Origin of the sequence: Zhengella sp. (assembly GCF_041397485.1) — a bacterium.
Taxonomy (GTDB): domain Bacteria; phylum Pseudomonadota; class Alphaproteobacteria; order Rhizobiales; family Rhizobiaceae; genus Zhengella.
In genome coordinates, this window is the sequence record NZ_JAWKWO010000001.1 from 663,276 (window position 1) to 680,873 (window position 17,598).

13 protein-coding genes and 1 tRNA gene are annotated in these 17,598 nt (G+C 63.6%); 4 read left to right on the forward strand and 10 right to left on the reverse strand.

Annotated features, from left to right (window positions below):
- The first annotated feature begins 19 nt into the window (after positions 1-19).
- Entirely contained in the window at positions 20-1,267 is a 1,248-nt protein-coding gene (locus R3D65_RS03090) for an MFS transporter (protein WP_371273767.1), read from the forward strand.
- Positions 1,268-1,283: 16 nt separating this feature from the next.
- Here R3D65_RS03090 and R3D65_RS03095 read toward each other — a convergent pair whose 3' ends face one another.
- Positions 1,284-2,411 (reverse strand): DegT/DnrJ/EryC1/StrS family aminotransferase, encoded by a 1,128-nt coding sequence (locus tag R3D65_RS03095; RefSeq protein ID WP_371273768.1) that lies wholly within the window; start codon positions 2,409-2,411, stop codon positions 1,284-1,286.
- Between the two features lie 311 nt (positions 2,412-2,722).
- Here R3D65_RS03095 and R3D65_RS03100 point away from each other — a divergent pair, with 311 nt between their 5' ends.
- On the forward strand, positions 2,723-4,516 hold the full coding sequence (locus tag R3D65_RS03100) for a type I secretion system permease/ATPase (RefSeq protein ID WP_371273769.1): 1,794 nt from the start codon (positions 2,723-2,725) through the stop codon (positions 4,514-4,516).
- Positions 4,517-4,545: 29 nt separating this feature from the next.
- Positions 4,546-5,877, forward strand: coding sequence for an HlyD family type I secretion periplasmic adaptor subunit (locus tag R3D65_RS03105; RefSeq protein ID WP_371273770.1), 1,332 nt, complete (start codon positions 4,546-4,548; stop codon positions 5,875-5,877).
- Here R3D65_RS03105 and cysQ read toward each other — a convergent pair.
- The 4 genes from cysQ to R3D65_RS03125 all read right to left on the reverse strand — a co-directional run bounded on the left by cysQ (position 5,864) and on the right by R3D65_RS03125 (position 9,983).
- Positions 5,864-6,694 (reverse strand): 3'(2'),5'-bisphosphate nucleotidase CysQ, encoded by an 831-nt coding sequence (cysQ, locus tag R3D65_RS03110; protein WP_371273771.1) that lies wholly within the window; start codon positions 6,692-6,694, stop codon positions 5,864-5,866. The genes R3D65_RS03105 and cysQ overlap by 14 nt on opposite strands.
- A 5-nt stretch (positions 6,695-6,699) precedes the next feature.
- Positions 6,700-8,613 (reverse strand): sulfate adenylyltransferase subunit CysN, encoded by a 1,914-nt coding sequence (gene cysN, locus R3D65_RS03115; RefSeq protein ID WP_371273772.1) that lies wholly within the window; start codon positions 8,611-8,613, stop codon positions 6,700-6,702.
- On the reverse strand, positions 8,613-9,518 hold the full coding sequence (cysD, locus tag R3D65_RS03120) for a sulfate adenylyltransferase subunit CysD (protein ID WP_371273773.1): 906 nt from the start codon (positions 9,516-9,518) through the stop codon (positions 8,613-8,615). The genes cysN and cysD overlap by 1 nt, the downstream gene beginning before the upstream one ends.
- A gap of 390 nt (positions 9,519-9,908) precedes the next feature.
- Positions 9,909-9,983, reverse strand: a tRNA-Gln gene (locus R3D65_RS03125).
- A gap of 312 nt (positions 9,984-10,295) precedes the next feature.
- On the opposite strand from R3D65_RS03125, the gene R3D65_RS03130 reads away from it, so the two are divergent.
- The gene (locus R3D65_RS03130) at positions 10,296-13,052 is read left to right on the forward strand and encodes a M10 family metallopeptidase C-terminal domain-containing protein (RefSeq protein ID WP_371273774.1); all 2,757 of its coding nucleotides are present in this window, start codon (positions 10,296-10,298) and stop codon (positions 13,050-13,052) included.
- A gap of 78 nt (positions 13,053-13,130) precedes the next feature.
- On the opposite strand, the gene rfbD is transcribed toward R3D65_RS03130, so the two are convergent.
- The 5 genes from rfbD to R3D65_RS03155 form a co-directional block, all read right to left on the reverse strand.
- Positions 13,131-14,042, reverse strand: coding sequence for a dTDP-4-dehydrorhamnose reductase (gene rfbD, locus R3D65_RS03135; protein WP_371273775.1), 912 nt, complete (start codon positions 14,040-14,042; stop codon positions 13,131-13,133).
- A complete protein-coding gene (gene rfbB / locus R3D65_RS03140) occupies positions 14,039-15,100 on the reverse strand; it encodes a dTDP-glucose 4,6-dehydratase (protein WP_371273776.1) in 1,062 nt (353 codons plus the stop codon). The genes rfbD and rfbB overlap by 4 nt, the downstream gene beginning before the upstream one ends.
- Before the next feature lie 15 nt (positions 15,101-15,115).
- On the reverse strand, positions 15,116-15,676 hold the full coding sequence (gene rfbC, locus R3D65_RS03145) for a dTDP-4-dehydrorhamnose 3,5-epimerase (protein WP_371273777.1): 561 nt from the start codon (positions 15,674-15,676) through the stop codon (positions 15,116-15,118).
- Positions 15,676-16,551 (reverse strand): glucose-1-phosphate thymidylyltransferase RfbA, encoded by an 876-nt coding sequence (rfbA, locus tag R3D65_RS03150; protein WP_371273778.1) that lies wholly within the window; start codon positions 16,549-16,551, stop codon positions 15,676-15,678. The genes rfbC and rfbA overlap by 1 nt, the downstream gene beginning before the upstream one ends.
- Before the next feature lie 75 nt (positions 16,552-16,626).
- Positions 16,627-17,523: a glycosyltransferase family 2 protein gene (locus R3D65_RS03155; RefSeq protein ID WP_371273779.1), complete on the reverse strand. Its 897-nt coding sequence runs from the start codon at positions 17,521-17,523 to the stop codon at positions 16,627-16,629.
- Between the last annotated feature and the right edge of the window lie 75 nt (positions 17,524-17,598).

Sequence of the window (17,598 nt, forward strand, 5' to 3'; positions counted from 1 at the left end):
ATGGGTAACGGAGGCGTTGATGCGTCCCTGGTTTTCAGCGGCGCCCGGCACGGGCGACGACATTGACGGGTCTTATGCATGGCTGCGCATGGCCGCCTGCCTGGCCTATGGCACGGTTGGCGGTGCGGGCATGTGGTCCGTCGTCGTCGTCCTGCCGGCCATGGAGGCGGAATTCGGCCTCGACCGCTCCGAGGCGTCGCTCGCCTATACGCTGACGATGGTCGGCTTCGCGCTCGGCAACCTGCTGGTCGGCCGCTTGATCGACCGGCACGGGACGGCATTGCCGCTGGCGCTGGCCGCCACGCTGCTGGGCGCGGGCTTCCTGCTGTGCGCCGCCTCACCTGTCTTCTGGCTGGTCGCCGGCCTGCAATGCCTGATCGGGCTTGGTGCAGGGGCTGCCTTCGCACCGCTGCTGGCAGACATCTCGCACTGGTTCGCCCGGCGGCGCGGCATCGCCATCGCGGTCGTCGCCTGCGGCAATTACCTGGCCGGCACGTTCTGGCCGCTGATCATGCAGCCGCTCATGGCAGCGGGCGGCTGGCGGCTGACCTATGCCGTCATCGGCGTGGCCTGCGTCGCGCTGATGATCCCGCTGACCGGCCTGATGCGCCGTGCCTCGCCGCGCGGCCTGCCGCCAGCCGCCGGGGCACGGCCAGCGGGTTTCCAGCCGATGGATGCGGGACTGTCACCGGCCTCGCTTCAATCCGTGCTGTTCATCGCGGGGCTGGCGTGCTGCATCGCCATGTCGATGCCGCAGGTGCATATCGTGGCGCTGTGCGCCGATCTTGGCTATGGCGTGGCGCGCGGCGCAGACATGCTGGCGCTGATGCTGGGCGCGGGAATTTTCTCGCGCCTTGCGTCGGGCTGGCTGGCCGACCGGATCGGCGGGGTTCGCACCCTTCTCATCGGCTCGCTCGGCCAGGGCCTGGCGCTGGTGCTCTACCTGCCATCGGACGGCCTGACCTCGCTCTATGTGGTCTCGTTCATCTTCGGCCTGTCGCAGGGCGGAATCGTGCCGAGCTATGCGATCATCGTCCGCGAGTTCATGCCGGCGGCCGAAGCCGGACAGAGAACCGGGCTCGTCATCATGGCAACGATCATCGGCATGGCCATTGGCGGCTGGATGTCGGGCGCCATCTACGACATGACCGGATCCTACCAGGCCGCGTTCGTCAACGGCATTGCCTGGAACCTGGTCAATGTCGCGGTCATGGGTTTCCTGCTCTGGCGCGGACGGCCGCGGCGCGACCGGGCCTTGCCGACCTGAGCCAGGCCGGCGCCGGTCAGGCGAGCGCCTCGGCCAGCGTGTTGACGATGCGGTCCTGCGTCTTCTCGTCGAGATAGGCGTGCATGGGCAGGCTCAGCACCTCGTCGGCGGCCAGATCGGTCGCCTTCATTCCTGCCGGATCGGAGGGGAAGGCATCGTAGGCGGTCTGGCGATGCAGCGGGATCGGATAGTAGATCGCGGTGGGAATGCCGTTGGCAAACAGGTGCGCCTGCACTTCGCCGCGGGTACGCGCGTCGGGCATGCGGATGGTGTATTGCGCCCAGACAGATTCGAATCCTTCAGCGACCTGCGGCACGATGACCTTGTCGTTCAGAAGCGCGTTATAGCGCGCGGCAATGCGGTTGCGCGCCTCGATTTCCTCGGCATAGATCGACAGCTTGACCGAGAGGATCGCCGCCTGGATGGAATCGAGGCGCGAATTCATGCCGATGCGGACATTGTCGTACTTGTCCGTTCCCTTGCCATGGATACGGTAGCTGTCGACCAGCGCGGCGATCTCATCATCATCGGTGAAGATCGCGCCGCCATCACCATAGCAGCCGAGCGGCTTGGCGGGGAAGAAAGACGTCGTCGTCAACTTGCCGAAGGTTCCGGTCATGCGGTTGCCGATGCGTCCGCCGAAGCCTTGCGCGCTGTCGCACATGACGACGAGGCCGGCCTCGTCGGCAACCGGCTGGATGGCCGCCATGTCGGCGGGCAGGCCGAACAGGTCCACGGGCACGACCATGCGCGGGTTGAGCCCCATGTCGCGCGCCGCCACGATGCAGCGCTTCAGGCTCTGCGGGTCCATGTTGAAGGTGCCGGGCAGGATATCGACGAAGAAGGGAACCGCCCCCATGCAGGGCACGACTTCCGCCGTCGCGGCGAAGGTGAAGGACGGTACGAAAACCGCATCTCCAGCGCGGATGCCGAAGGCCATCAGGCCCAACATCAGCGCGTCCGTGCCATTGGCGCAGGCCAAGGCGTGTTTCGCTCCGCAGAAGGCGGCCAGTTCCTTTTCAAAGGCGGCCACTTTCGGCCCCATCACATAGGCGCCGCTGTCCAGCACCTCGGCGATGGCCGCGTCAATGCGGCTGCGGATGCCTGCCTGTTGCGCGCCCAGATCGATAAACGGAATACCCATGCCCTGTCTCTGCCCCGATACGTGTTGAACCGGCCGGGCGGTGCGCGGAGAGCCTCGTCGGCCGGCAAAATCATGGCGCCGGTTTAGCCGATCCGGCTTATCGGGGGGAACACGTTTCATTGCATGTTAAGAAATATTCTTCACAAACGCAGTCGCCCCCACGACGCCATTTCCTCTCATCGGAGGCAATGGTTCCACCCACCGGCTCGTGCACTGCGACAGTGCGCCTGACGGGAAACCGACCTGGCCCCGGACAACCTGGAGCGACCCTCCCGGCCCGGTTCGGCGGCGAGACGCAGAAAGTTCGCGGGATGAGCCTCAAGAGCATTTTCGGCAGAGCGATCCTGGAGATCGGCCTGTTCTCTCTGATCGTCAACGCGCTTCTCATGGTGCAGCCGCTCTATCTTCTCCAGATGTACGACCGCGTTCTGACATCGGGCAGCATGAGCACCCTCTTCTATATCACGGTCATTTTCATGGCCGCCTTCATGCTGATGGGCTTTCTGGAAGCGGTCCGCTCGATCTATGCCTCACGGGTCGCCAACAGGCTCGACGCGGCACTGGCCTCCAAGGCGCTGCATCTGGCCATGTACGGGCCGAAGGCGGGGACGGGCGACATCCAGCCGGTCAACGAATTGGCAACGGTGCGCAATTTCATCACCTCGCGGACGCTGTTCTTCCTTTTCGACCTGCCGTTTGCGCCGCTTTTCCTGCTGCTGCTCCATTTCGTTCATCCGGCGCTTTTCTACCTGACCTTCTCGGGCGTGATTCTGCTCGTCGCCATCACCGTCGCCAACCAGCTCATGACGCGCGGCCGGCTTTCGCGCCACACCAGGGCGATGGCCGGAAGCAACGCACTGGCGCAAACCTATGCGCGCAACAACGAGACGATCCGCGCCATGGGGATGACGTTCAACGTCATCGAGCAATGGGGCGGCAAGATGGGTGAAGCAGTTGCGGAAAACGACCGTTACCAGCGCATCAACGCGCTGTTCTCCGGCCTTTCGCGATTCATCCGGATGGGGCTGCAAATCGGCATTCTGGGGGTCGGCGCCTATTACGTGCTTGAGGGCGAGATGACGGCCGGCATGATTTTCGCCGCCTCCATCATTTCCGGGCGCGCCCTGCAGCCGCTCGACCAGGTGATCGGTGCATGGCGCAGCATCCAGACCGCGTGGACGGCGCTGCGCCATATCATGCCGCTGGCGGATCTGGATGGCGACCGGAACGAGACCTCCGTTCTCCTTCCCGCGCCCACCGGAGCGATCACGCTGGACAATGTCACCTATTCCCTGCCGCATGCGGCGCCGGGCGCCGAACCGGTCGTCAAGCGGGCAAGCCTCGACATCAGGGCCGGCGAATGCATTGGCATTGTCGGGCCGAGCGGGGCGGGAAAATCCACCCTGGCGCGGCTCATCGTCGGAGCGATCCGGCCCGGCCAGGGCAGCATTTCCTATGACAACGCCGATATCAAGCAATGGGTCGACGCCGACCGGGGCCGGCATGTCGGCTATCTCGGTCAGGAGATCGAGTTCTTCCCCGGCACCATCGCCCAGAACATCGCGCGCTTCGAGCCCGGTTTCCGTGACGAGGACGTGATCGCCGCAGCCCGAAAGGCCGGCGCCCATGACCTGATCGTGGGGCGGGTGAAAGGCTATGACACGGATATCGGCGGCAATGGCGAACGCCTGTCCGGCGGCGAGCGGCAGCGGCTGGCGCTGGCACGCGCGCTCTATGGCGACCCCGCGATCCTCGTGCTCGACGAGCCGAACGCAAATCTCGACCATGCAGGCGATGCGGCGCTTGAGACGGCCCTTCGCCATGCCAAGGCCGACGGGCGCACCGTGATCATCATCACGCACCGCACCTCGATCGCACCGCTATGCGACCGGCTGCTGGTCATGAATCGGGGCATGATCGACATGGTTGGTCCGACGCACTCCGTGCTCGAAGCGCTGGCGAAGGGTGAACGCGCCTCCCCCGTCCCGGCGGCACGGATGCCCGCTGCACCGGCCACGGCCCACGCGCCACGGACCCGGACAGAACCGGCGCCACGGAAGCAGGCGGCAGGCATGACCATCCCAAGCCATGCGGAGCAGGCCTGATGAACGCACATCCCGGAAGGTTCCAAGCCGTGAAACAGGACGAAACCGCAGAACGCGGCACGCAATGGACCCGGTCCATCAACCGGTCGAGCGGGTCGCTGGTGAAGGCCGGCTATCTGGCAGTGGCCGTGATCGCCGGCGGCTTCGGCATCTGGTCGTTCACCGCTCCGCTGGACGGCGCGGTGATTGCGCCGGGCATCGTCGCCGCGGCAGGCCAGAACATCGTCATCCAGCATCTGGAAGGCGGTATCGCCAGCGAGATTCATGTCAATGAAGGCGACAGGGTGGTGGCCGGGCAGGTCTTGCTGCATCTCGACGACACACTCGCCCGGGTCAACCTGAACCGGCTGGAGAAACAGGCGGCCGGCCTGCAGGCGCAAATCCTGCGGCTGGAAGCCGAACGCGACGGCGCCGCCGGATTGTCCGCGCCGGACAACCATCCGCTCGCCGGCAACGGCGACTTCCAGCGGGCCATGGTGGAACAGACAAGCCAGTTCGAGGCGAAACTCGGTCGCCACCAGACCGAGCTGAGCATCCTCGATCAGCGCAAGACCGCGCTGGAAGCCAACAAGACCGGCCTTGCGGCGCAGAAGACATCCCTGACGGCCCAGATTGCGGTGATCGCGGAGGAAATGGCGCGCAAGAAGGGTCTGCTTGACCAGGGACTGACCAACCGTTCCGAATATACAGCGCTGGTGCGCACCGAGGCCGACCTGACCGGACGCCTCGGGGAAATGGAATCGCAACTGGCCAGAACCCGCATCCAGGTCGTGGAGGCGCAGGAGCAGCAGGAACGGCTGACCAGCCAACGGGTCGAATCGGCCGTGACGGAGCTGACCGATGCACGGAACAAGCTGGCCGATGTCGAGGAGCAGATCCTCGCGGCTCAGAACGTCCTCGACCGCACCGCAATCCGCTCGAATGTCGACGGCATCGTTGTCCGCTCCATGGCAAACGCACCCGGCACGGTGATCGCCCCGGGCAAGGACATCCTGGAAATCCTGCCCACCACGCGCGACCTGATCGTCGAAGCGCAGATCGACCCGCGCGAGATCGACAATCTTCATGTCGGACAGGATGCGAAGTTGCGCCTGTCGGGCCTGAACACGCGCACGACGCCTGAGCTTCCCGGCAAACTGGTCTATCTCTCCGCCGACCGGATCACCGATGCGCGGCAGCAGACGTCCTATTACGTCGCCCGCCTGAAGATCGACGCGGCGGCTTCGAGCGCGCTATCGGCAGACCAGATCCTCCCCGGCATGCCGGTGGAAGCCTTCATCAGCACAGAGGAACGAACCTTCGCGGAATACCTGGCCAAGCCGATCATGGACTCGGTCAGCCGCGCCTTCAGGGAAGAATGAGGCGCGCGCGCGCCTGACCGCTGACAGCGATGAAATGCGGATTGGCGAAGTCCGAATCGCCGGACTGGTTGCGCTTGCCGTAGAGGAATGGGGCGCCATCGGTGCACAGTGTCACGCCGCCGGCGGCGCGCAACACCGCGTCCCCGGCCGCCGTGTCCCATTCCATCGTTCGTCCGAAGCGGGGATAGATGTCAGCCGTGCCCTCGGCCAGAAGGCAGAACTTCAGGGACGAACCCACGGCAACGGTTTCGCAATTGCCGAAACGGGCGATGAAGGCGTCGGTCTCGGCGGTGCGGTGCGAGCGTGAAGCCACCATGCGCGGCGGCTCGGCGCAGGCCGCGCCGGCAACCGGCCGTCGGCCGGTCAGCTTGCCGCCAACCACGGCTGCGGTTTCGGCCAATCCCGGCCGCCCCGTCCATACCTGCCCGCGCTGCGGCGCGTGAACGATGCCGATCACCGGCTCGCCGCCCATGACAAGCGCGATATTGACGGTGAAGTCAGGCTTGCCGCCAATGAACTCCCTGGTGCCGTCAAGCGGATCGACCAGGATGAAAGGCCCCTTCCCTGTGTCCGGCACCCGCCCGGCAGCCACTTCCTCTTCGGCCACGACCGGCACTTCGGGAAAGGACTGGGCAAGCCCGCGCAGAATGACCGCCTCGGCGCGGCGGTCAGCCTGGGTCACCGGTGAGTCGTCAGCCTTGGTTTCCGCCGAAACGCCCGTGCGGCGGACCTCCATGATCTCGGCGCCGGCTGCCAGCGCCAGGGCTTCGAACACGCCCAGAATGGCGGCCGGATCAGCGATGCCGACTGTCTTCATGTCATTCAGCAATAGCCCCGCTCCTTCAGCCAGCTTTCGATCTCGTCCGCCAGTTCCTCTGCCGCGCGGCCGCTTGTACGCAGGTGAATGTCGGCATTTTGCGGCGCTTCATAGGGCGAGTCCACACCCGTGAAGTTCTTGATCTCGCCGCGCAGGGCCTTGGCATAGAGTCCCTTGGGATCGCGGCGGGCGCATTCCTCGAAGGGTGTGTCGACGAAGATCTCGACGAACTCGCCCTCTTCCATCATCTCACGCACCATGCGGCGCTCCGCCCGGAAGGGCGAGATGAAGGAGACGAGCGTGATCAGGCCGGCATCGGCCATCAGCCGCGAGACCTCGCCCACGCGCCGGATGTTCTCGACGCGGTCTTCCTCGGTGAACCCGAGATCGCGGTTCAGGCCGTGGCGGACATTGTCTCCGTCGAGGATATAGGTGTGGCGGCCTTCCGCATGCAGCCGCTTCTCCAGCAGGTTGGCTATCGTGGACTTGCCGGACCCGGACAGGCCGGTGAACCAGAGCACCGCCGGCTTCTGGTGCTTCTGGGCAGCGCGGGCCTGCTTGTTCACATCCAGCGCCTGCCAATGCACGTTGAGCGCGCGGCGCAGCGGATGGGTGATCATGCCGGCGCCGACGGTCGCGTTGCTGAGCCGGTCGATCAGCACGAAAGCCCCGGTGACGCGATTGTCGCCATAGGCATCGAAGGCGAAGGGGGCCTGGGCGGAAATGTTGACCACTCCGACCTCGTTGAGATCGAGGTGCCTGGCGGCCTCATGGGCGAAACTGTTGACATCAATGCGGTATTTCAGCGCCGTGATGGTGGCCGGCGCCTGGTCGCATTCGGTGCGCAGGATATAGGACCGTCCGGGAATCATGGCATTGTCATCGAACCAGACGAGGCGCGCCTCGAACTGGTCGGCGACATGCGGACGGTTTTCCGGATCGACGAGCATGTTGCCGCGCGAGACATCGATCTCGTCTTCCAGCAGCAGCGTGACCGCCTGCCCGGCCTGTGCTTCGTCCAGATCGCCGGTCATGGTGACGATGCGCCTGACTTTCGACGCCTTGCCCGACTTGGCGACCACGACCGGATCGCCCCGCTTCACCACGCCGGAAGCGATCGTGCCGCAGAAGCCACGGAAATCGAGATTCGGTCGGTTGACATATTGCACCGGCATGCGGAGCGGCTTGCCGCCCAGCGCCTCGTCCACCCGGACCGTTTCCAGATGCTCCAGCAATACCGGGCCCTCATACCACGGCATGTGGTCAGACCTGGCCGTGACATTGTCGCCATGGCGTGCCGACATCGGTATTGCCTGGATGGCATCGAACCCGAGCGCGGAGGCGAAGGCCCGGTAATCGGCAACGATCCGGTCAAAGACGTCCTGGTCATAATCCACAAGATCGATCTTGTTCACCGCCAGCACGATCTGCCGGATGCCCAGCAGGGAAGCGATGAACGAATGGCGCCGGGTCTGCTGAAGCACGCCCTTGCGCGCGTCGATCAGCACCACCGCCAGATCCGCGGTTGACGCGCCGGTGGCCATGTTGCGCGTATACTGCTCGTGGCCGGGCGTGTCGGCGACGATGAACTTGCGCTTCGAGGTGGCGAAGAAGCGGTAGGCGACGTCGATGGTGATGCCCTGCTCGCGCTCGGCTTCGAGCCCGTCAACCAGGAGCGCGAAGTCGATGTCCTCGCCGACGGTGCCGTGTTTGCGCGAATCGCGTTCGAGGGCAGCGAGCTGATCCTCGAAGATCAGCTTGGTATCGTAGAGCAGACGGCCGATCAGGGTCGACTTGCCATCATCCACCGAACCGCAGGTAAGAAATCGCAGCAGCGACTTCTGCTCCTGCTCGGCCAGGAACACGCGCACATCTTCGGCAATCCGGTCGGGCGTCAGGGACTGGGTATTCGCGGTCATCAGAAATAGCCTTCGCGCTTCTTCTTTTCCATGGATCCGGATTCGTCGTGGTCGATCAGGCGGCCCTGGCGCTCGGATGTGCGTGCGATCAGCATTTCCTTGATGATCGCCTCCAGCGTGTCGGCGCCCGATTCGATGGCGCCGGTCAGCGGATAGCAGCCCAGCGTGCGGAAGCGGACGAGGCGCGACTCTGCGCTTTCTCCCGGCTTGAGCGTCATCCGGTCGTCGTCTTTCATGATGAGCATGCCGTCGCGCTCGACAACGGGGCGGTGCGCGGCAAAGTAGAGCGGCACGATGGGGATGTTTTCCTGGTAGATATACTGCCAGATATCCAGCTCGGTCCAGTTGGACAGCGGAAAGACGCGGATCGATTCCCCCTGCCCCACGCGCGTGTTGTAGGTCTTCCACATTTCCGGGCGCTGGTTCTTGGGATCCCAGCCATGGCTGGCATTGCGGAAGGAGAAGATGCGCTCCTTGGCGCGCGACTTCTCCTCGTCGCGGCGCGCGCCGCCGAATGCGGCATCGAAACCGTATTTGTCGAGCGCCTGGCGCAGCGCAACCGTCTTCATGACATGGGTATGGGTGCCGGAGCCATGCGAGAACGGGCCAACGCCCTCACGCAGGCCGTCCTCGTTCTGGTGAACCAGGAGATCGAATCCCAGTTCCGAGGCCATGCGGTCGCGGAACGCGATCATCTCCCGGAACTTCCAGCCGGTATCGACATGCAGGAACGGAAATGGCGGCTTTGCCGGCCAGAAGGCCTTCCGCGCCAGATGCAGCATCACCGAGGAATCCTTGCCGATGGAATAAAGCATCACCGGCTTTGAGAACGTGGCGGCAACCTCGCGGAAAATGTGGATGGCTTCCGCCTCCAGCCTTTCCAGGTGCGTCATGGGTCGTGTCATCGGTCTTCCTGAATGTTTCGGGCAGGCTCCGTCTCGCCATACGGCCCGTCATGCGCTTGTTGCCCCTGTTTGGCAGCCGGTGCTGCACCAGGCAAGGATGGTTTCTTTCGTTTATCTGCCCCATTCGGGCAAAAACTTTCCATCGCCTCCGCGCAGCGTCAATGATGGCGCCCAGGCGGCGGTGGACGTCGGAAACGAGGGAATGCCTTGTCACAAAAGTCCGCACCAATGCAAATACTATTTAATAACATAAGTTTAACCTGTATTTCTTATTTCTTGCCGCGAAAATGCGCTGACGAAGCGGAGCCGGCCGCGCAGGCTTGCACGGGCTGTCTGTCATTCGGGAAGGGATGGCCGGGCAACAGGCCTTGCACGGCCGCGAAGGGCCGATGGCTGGGGCGGCTGGATTCGAACCAGCGCATGGCGGTACCAAAAACCGCTGCCTTACCGCTTGGCTACGCCCCATCGCGGCCTCGGCAGGCCATGTAACGCAAAGCCGCTGCGGTTGCAACGCCTTGGCGCGCCCTGAAGGCGCCGATTTTTCCTGGCGCAGACCCTGCCCTCGCCCACCCTTGTCGGGGACCCTCCGAAAACAGGCGCCTTACGGAAAAATCTTCTTAAATCAGGAACCTCGTCGAAAGAAATTCCCGATACGACAGGTGAGCGGGTGGACGCGTCGTGCGGTTTCGTTGTCCAGCCGGGTGAAAGGCTTGAAAGTCCATCGCCGGCTCGTGCGGATGCCATGATGGACCGGCATTTTAGGCGGGGGCTTACATCATGTGTACCTTGTGCTCGAACATCCCGGGCGCGCCGAGCTGTATCGGTGTTCCAGGCGAAACGCTGAACGCGCCCGGCACGGCGCTCGACCAGACCGGCCTGCCCGGCGGCATCGCGGCCAGCGGCCTCGGCCCGGCCTCTGAAACCGGGGATGCGGGCGATACCACAGCCACGGCCGGCATCCTCGATACAGGTATCTCGCTCTACGGAACGATCGAAACGCCTGAGGATAACGACTGGTACGCAATCGATCTCACGGCGGGTCAGGCCTATGAATTCCGGCTTCACGGATTCGGTGATGACGGCATCTTCGATTCGCTGCTGCGGGTCCGGGACGCGAATGGAACAATCCTGAGCGTGAACGACGATGCGGACCCGACGGTCTATGACGGAAGCGGCGCCCGCGATCCGTGGATCGGGTTCACCGCGCAAACAAGCGGAACCTATTACATCGAGGCGGCGTCCTCGAACTTCTATTCCGGCGACTACATTCTCACCGCCGTCAAGGCCAATGACGCGGGAATGGATTTCACGCTGGATGAAATCGCATGGCAACTGATCAATCATGACGGCTATCCATCGCCCTTCGACGCCGGGACGGACGGCCGGATTTCGGTGGACATCACGGCGCTGACAACCGATGGTCAGGCGCTGGCCCGCGCGGCGCTGCAGCAATGGTCAGACCTGACGGGCCTGGCCTTTGTGGAAGTCGACACCGGCGGCGAGATCACGTTCGACGATTCGGAAACCGGCCTGGCGGCCTATACGCGCAGCCAATACACATCCGTGAACGGCGCCTGGTATCTCTCACATGCCGACATCATGGTGACCGAGGACTGGATCAACACCTATGGCACCGGCTTCAACACCTATTCCTACCAGACCTATATTCATGAAATCGGCCATGCGCTCGGGCTTTATCACTCCGGCAACTACAATGGCAGCGCGAGTTACGGCACCGACAATTTCTATCTGAACGACTCGCATGTCTATACGATCATGTCGTATTTCAGCCCCTACGAAAATTCCTATGTCGGAGGCACATTTTACGACATGCTGACGCCCATGCTCGCTGACGCCATAGCGGCGGAAGCGTTCTACGGGCGCAGCACGGATACGCGCACCGGCGATACCACCTACGGCTTCAACGCCAATACCGGCGACACGGCGCTCGACCTCGCGGCCAGTTTCGACCGCACGAGTTTCATGGTGCATGACGACGGCGGCATCGACACCATCGACATGTCGGGCGAATACCGGGCACAGACGATCGATCTGCGGGACGGTTCCCTGTCCAGTGTCCTTGGTGGCACGTACAACATGGCGATCTCCCGCGGCACGGTGATCGAGAACGCGATTGGCGGCACCGGCGCGGACATGATCCAGGGCAATGCGGCGGCGAACACGCTTTCGGGCGGCGCGGGCGACGACACGATCGACGGGGGCGCAGGCGCGGACGTGCTCGATGGCGGCGACGGTATCGACACGCTGAGCTATGCCTCCTCCAGCGGCCAGGTTTACGTCGCACTGAACGGCGCGGCCGCCGCCATTGTCTTAAGGGGCGATGCGCAAGGCGACACGGCGACGGGTTTCGAGAATGTCATCGGTTCCTCTTTCAACGACGCGCTGTTCGGCGATGCCGGTGCCAACAGCGTCGATGGCGGCGACGGGAATGACCTGATCGAGGGTGGCGCGGGCGCCGACACACTCACCGGCGGCGCCGGCATCGACACGCTCAGCTATGCCGGATCAGCTTCCGGTGTAACCGTGACGCTGAACTCACAAACGGCAGCCACGGGCGGCGACGCGCAGGGCGATACATCGTCGGGCTTTGAAAACCTCACCGGCTCGGCCCTTTCCGATTCCCTGACCGGCGACGATGGCGACAACGTCATCGAAGGCGGCGCGGGCGCCGACACGCTCACGGGCGGAGGCGGCGCGGACACGCTCAGCTATGCCGGCTCGGGCGCAGCGGTGGATGTGCGCCTGTACGGCGCGGGCGAGGCGATCGTTTCGGGAGGCGATGCGGCGGGCGACACGGCCACCGGCTTCGAGAATGTCACCGGCTCGGCCCTTTCGGACACGCTCACCGGCGACTGGAGGGCCAATGTGATCGACGGCGGCGCGGGCGACGACACCATTCTCGACGGTGGCGGCAATGACACGCTTTCCGGCGGCGGCGGGGCGGGCAATGACACGATCGAGGGCGGGCGCGGCGCCGACACGCTCGACGGCGGCGGCGGCACGGACACGCTCAGCTATGCCGGATCGTCCGCAGCGGTGGATGTTCGCCTGTACGGCTACAGCAAGATCTTTGCCTCCGGCGGCGATGCAGAAGGCGACACGGCCATCGGCTTCGAGAACCTCACCGGTTCGGCCCATGGTGACACGCTGACCGGCGACTGGCGGGCCAATGTGATCGACGGCGGCGATGGCGACGACACCATTATCGACGGCGGCGGCAATGACACGCTGATCGGCGGGGCGGGCAATGACGTGCTGTCCGGCGGGGCGGGCGACGACCTGTTCGTCTTCGCCGAAGGTTTCGGCCAGGACCGGATCACCGACTTCGACGCTTCGAGCGCCGGCGAAAGGATCGACCTGTCGGGCGTGTCCGCGATCACCGATTTCGCCGACCTGCAAGGCATGATGAGCCAGAGCGGGACCGATGTGCTGATCGATGCGGGCGGCGGCGACACGATCACGCTCGCCCATGTCGCTCTCGCCGACCTCGACGCAAGCGACTTCGTGTTCTGATCCGCCCTGCCCTTCTGCGCGGGCAAACATGAACGAGACCACGCAGGCGGGCGGCTCCCAGGGCCGCCCGTTCGGCATTCAGGTCAAGGGTTCTGCAGCGGCTTGCCCGCTCAGCAGACGTGCCACGACCGCCGCGCTGGACGGCCGCCAATCTGGCGCGGCATATCCGAATGCGGCTGTGAAGTGGCCCGTATCGAGGCGCGAGTTGGCCGGCCGCCTGGCCCTCGTCGGATAGTCCGATGCCGGGATCGGCCTGACCCGTGCCGTGGGACCGCCCAGTGCCGCGCTTTCGTTCAGGACATGGGACGCCAGGTCATACCAGCTCGCCTCGCCACTTCCGGCAAGATGATATGTCTCGCCAAGCCCTGTCCTCGAGCCGTCACGCCAGGTATCCAGAACCGCAAGCAGCCCGTCCGCGATATCGAAGGCCGAAGTCGGGTTGCCATACTGGTCCGCCACGATGGCCAGTTCATCGCGCGTTTCGGCCAGCCGGAGCATGGTCTTGACGAAATTCTTGCCGAACGGGCTGTAGACCCAGGCTGTCCGGGCAATCATGTGCGCATCGGGCAAGGCCTGGCGCACGGCCTCCTCGCCAAGCAGCTTGGTCCTGCCATAAACGCCCAGCGGCGCGGTTGCATCGTCCTCGCGATAAGGCGCAGAGGCCTCACCGGAAAACACATAATCGGTCGACAGATGGAGGAGCCGGGCGCCGGCGGCGCGGCAGGCCTGCGCGATCACGCCCGGCGCAACGGCATTGAGCGCGTGGGCGGCCTCAGGCTCATCCTCGGCAAGATCGACGGCCGTGTATGCGGCCGCGGAAATGACGACATCGGGCTGATGCGCGGCGATGGTCCGCCGGATCGAATCCGGATCGGCCAGATCGAGTTCGGGCCGTGCGGCAAAAACGGCCGACAGCCCGTCCGAACAGGCCATGCGCTCAGCCAGGGCATGTGCGACCTGCCCGTGCCTGCCGGTCACCAGAACCCTCATTTCGCCGCCTTTCCCGTTCCCAGCCGTTCACCGATCGTGTTGTGCAAGGGCCGCCACCACCATTCATTGTCCAGATACCAATCGACGGTGCGTTCCATGCCGCTTTCGAATGTCTCGGCCGCCGACCAGCCCAGTTCGCTCTCAATCCGGGACGGGTCGATGGCATAGCGCCGGTCATGGCCCGGGCGGTCGGTCACGAAGGCGATCAGGTCGCGGTAACTGGCGCCGGAAGCACGCGGCCGCTTGCGGTCGAGAATGTCGCAAATCACATGCACGACCTCGATGTTCCTGCGCTCGGCGCGGCCGCCGATATTGTAGCTGCGGCCCACCTTCCCGGTGATCGCGACACATTCCAGAGCGGCGGCATGATCATCGACATAAAGCCAGTCACGCACGTTCTCGCCCTTGCCATAGACAGGCAGCGCGCGCTCTTCCAAAGCGCTGAGAACCACCTTGGGCACCAGCTTTTCAGGAAAATGATACGGCCCGTAATTGTTGGAGCAGTTCGTCATCACGACCGGCAGCCCATAGGTATGGTGCCAGGATTGGACCAGATGATCCGATGCCGCCTTGGATGCCGAATAGGGCGACGAGGGACGGTAGGGCGTGTCTTCGGTGAAGATGCCCTCGTCGAAGGGCAGATCGCCAAACACCTCGTCGGTGGAGATGTGATGAAATCGAAAACGCTCCCGCGCCTCCCCCGCCAGGCTCTCGAAATGCGCGCGCGCGGCCTTCAAGAGCCGGAACGTGCCGACAATGTTCGTCTCGATGAAAACCTCCGGCCCGTCAATGGAACGGTCGACATGGCTTTCGGCGGCCAGGTGCATGAGAATGTCGATCCGCTCTTCGGCCAGAAGCGCGCGCACCGTTTCCTCGTCGCAGATATCAGCCTGGACGAAGCGGAAGTTCGCCGCGTTTTTCACCGGCTTGAGAGATGCGAGATTTCCCGCATAGGTCAGCTTGTCGATCACGACGACGCGATTGGCCGGATTGCCGGTCAGCCGGCGCGCCACCGCCGATCCGATGAAGCCGGCACCGCCGGTGATGAGATAATTCATGCCAGTCCTCGGCGTTCAGATGGAAAAACCGGTATCGCAATCCGCTAGAAGCGGCGCACCGCGATCCTTGGCGGAAAGGATGACCCGCTGCGGATCGACCGGCCATTCGATGCCTATTTCGGGATCATCGAAGCGGATGGAACGGTCATGCTCCCTGGAATAGAAGCTGGAGACCTTGTAGAGGAACTGCGTGTCCGGCTCCAGCGTGACGAAGCCGTGAGCGAAACCCTCGGGGATGAAAAGCTGGTTCCATCCGGCCGCCGACAGTTCGACCCCGACCCACTTTCCATAGGTCGGCGAGCCCTTGCGAATATCGACCGCGACGTCAAAAACCGCCCCATGCGTCACGCGGACCAACTTGGCCTGGGCCCAAGGCGGCGCCTGGAAATGCAGGCCGCGCAAGACACCGACGGGCCCCGACAGGGAATGGTTGTCCTGGACGAAGGACACATCCACACCATTGGCCCGCCAAAGACGCTCGTTCCATGTCTCGGAAAAGAAGCCGCGTTCGTCACCGAAACGGTCGGCAACGATCTCGATGACACCGGGCAAGGCGGTTTCGCGGAATTCCGGCATCACGCCAATTCCCGAACGCGGCGGCGAAGGTAGTTGGCATAGTCGCCATTGCCCATCCAGTCGGCGCGGGCGAGAACCTGTTCACCGGTCACCCAACCCTGTTCAAGGCTGATTTCCTCGGGACACGCGATCTTGATTCCCTGGCGATGCTCGATGGTGCGCACGAAGGCCGCGGCCTCATGCATGGAATCGGGCGTGCCCGTGTCGAGCCAGGCATAGCCCCGCCCCATGCGCGCGACGGTCAGGTCGCCGCGCTCCAGGTAGGCGCGGTTGACGTCGGTGATTTCGAGTTCACCGCGTGCTGAAGGCTTGATCGAGGCCGCAATGTCCAGCACATCGTTGTCGTAGAAATACAGGCCCGTGACAGCCCAGTTCGATTTGGGCGCTACAGGCTTCTCCTCGATTCCACGGGCAAGACACGTGGCCGGATCGAAGTCGACAACGCCATAGCGTTCGGGATCGTTGACATAATAGGCGAAGACCGTCGCGCCATTCTGCTTGGCCGCAGCCTCGCTGCACAGACGTGACATGCCCGCGCCGTAAAAGATGTTGTCGCCGAGCACCAGCGTCACACTGTCATTGCCAACGAAGTCCCGCCCGATGATGAACGCCTGCGCAAGACCCTCCGGCTTCGGCTGCTCAGCATAGGAAAAGGACACGCCCAGAGAGGACCCGTCACCCAGAAGCGACCTGAAGACGGGAAGGTCGCGCGGCGTGGAAATGATGAGAATTTCCCGGATGCCCGCCAGCATGAGGACGCTCAGCGGATAAAAGATCATCGGCTTGTCATAGACCGGGAGAATCTGCTTGGAAGACGCAATGGTCATCGGGAAGAGGCGTGTTCCGCTGCCGCCCGCAAGAATGATACCCTTCACACTTTCACCTGTCTTTTCTAAATTTATACATTAGACTTTCTGCAATTTTCAGTGGAAAATCCAGCCTGTCTCCCCTTAAAGAAGTTTCAGCAGCGCGGCAATGATCAGTGCCGCCTGACCTTTCCGCGTCTGCCGGAAAACCCCCGATTGACGCACACCGACAATCCGCCTGTGCAACGGCGCCTGGCGGGCGGCACAGAAGCGATCCAGAACCTGGCGGGCGTGTGGCGTCAACAGGTCAATATTTGCCCGCAAAGTCTGCACGTTCATGTCCGTCCATTCCCGGAACCGTCCGTCGAGAATGAAGAGAAGCCGCGGAATGAGCGATGTCCACGTGTTGTTGGCTCCGACCAGATTGGTGTCGTGCTGACGGTAAAGGACATCCGGTTCGGGATTGTAGAACACCTCGCCGCCGGCGCCGGTAACGATCAGGTAAGCCAACCAGTCATGACTGACGAAGCGCGCCCGTCGCGCGGCGGTCTGGACCAGGTCGAAGGCCGAACGGTTCATGACCATCGTGTTGCCGCCGGCGATCGACTGGACCAGCGCATTGGCAAAGCAGGGCTGATAAGGGAACAACGGTGACATCCACCGCCTCTGGCCGGCGAAGTTGAGCGTCCGCCCGCAATAGAGCGCCGGCTTGCCGTCAGGCCGCGACGAGAGCCAGGCAATGGCATTCTCCAGCTTGTCGTCCTTCCAGATGTCGTCCTGATCGCAAAAAGCGACATAGTCGGCGCTCGCCGCTTCGTGGCGCAGGATCAACGAACGGAAATTCTCGGCAAATCCGTTGCACGGTCCCGGGACAATGGTGACATCACCCTTTGGCCAGGCGGAAGCAAACTCCCGCAAGGCCTCAAGCGTGCCATCCGTCGAGCCGTCGTCGGACAGAAGGAGATCAATATTCAACCACGTTTGCGACCGGAGTGATGCCAATTGCTCGGTCAGATAGGCTTCGCCGTCATGCGTCGCCATGAGTACCGCCACGCGCGAAGAACTATCCGAATTTCCGCAAATACTGCTTTGTTTGGTCATACCGGTATCGCGGAA

What these genes read in the sequence shown, in the direction of transcription:
- R3D65_RS03090 (WP_371273767.1), top strand. Translation starts at nt 20, where the DNA reads ATGCGTCCCTGGTTTTCAGCGGCGCCCGGCACGGGCGACGACATTGAC.
- R3D65_RS03095 (WP_371273768.1), bottom strand. Translation starts at nt 2,411, where the DNA reads ATGGGTATTCCGTTTATCGATCTGGGCGCGCAACAGGCAGGCATCCGC.
- R3D65_RS03100 (WP_371273769.1), top strand. Translation starts at nt 2,723, where the DNA reads ATGAGCCTCAAGAGCATTTTCGGCAGAGCGATCCTGGAGATCGGCCTG.
- cysQ (WP_371273771.1), bottom strand. Translation starts at nt 6,694, where the DNA reads ATGAAGACAGTCGGCATCGCTGATCCGGCCGCCATTCTGGGCGTGTTC.
- cysN (WP_371273772.1), bottom strand. Translation starts at nt 8,613, where the DNA reads ATGACCGCGAATACCCAGTCCCTGACGCCCGACCGGATTGCCGAAGAT.
- cysD (WP_371273773.1), bottom strand. Translation starts at nt 9,518, where the DNA reads ATGACACGACCCATGACGCACCTGGAAAGGCTGGAGGCGGAAGCCATC.
- R3D65_RS03130 (WP_371273774.1), top strand. Translation starts at nt 10,296, where the DNA reads ATGTGTACCTTGTGCTCGAACATCCCGGGCGCGCCGAGCTGTATCGGT.
- rfbD (WP_371273775.1), bottom strand. Translation starts at nt 14,042, where the DNA reads ATGAGGGTTCTGGTGACCGGCAGGCACGGGCAGGTCGCACATGCCCTG.
- rfbB (WP_371273776.1), bottom strand. Translation starts at nt 15,100, where the DNA reads ATGAATTATCTCATCACCGGCGGTGCCGGCTTCATCGGATCGGCGGTG.
- rfbC (WP_371273777.1), bottom strand. Translation starts at nt 15,676, where the DNA reads ATGCCGGAATTCCGCGAAACCGCCTTGCCCGGTGTCATCGAGATCGTT.
- R3D65_RS03155 (WP_371273779.1), bottom strand. Translation starts at nt 17,523, where the DNA reads ATGGCGACGCATGACGGCGAAGCCTATCTGACCGAGCAATTGGCATCA.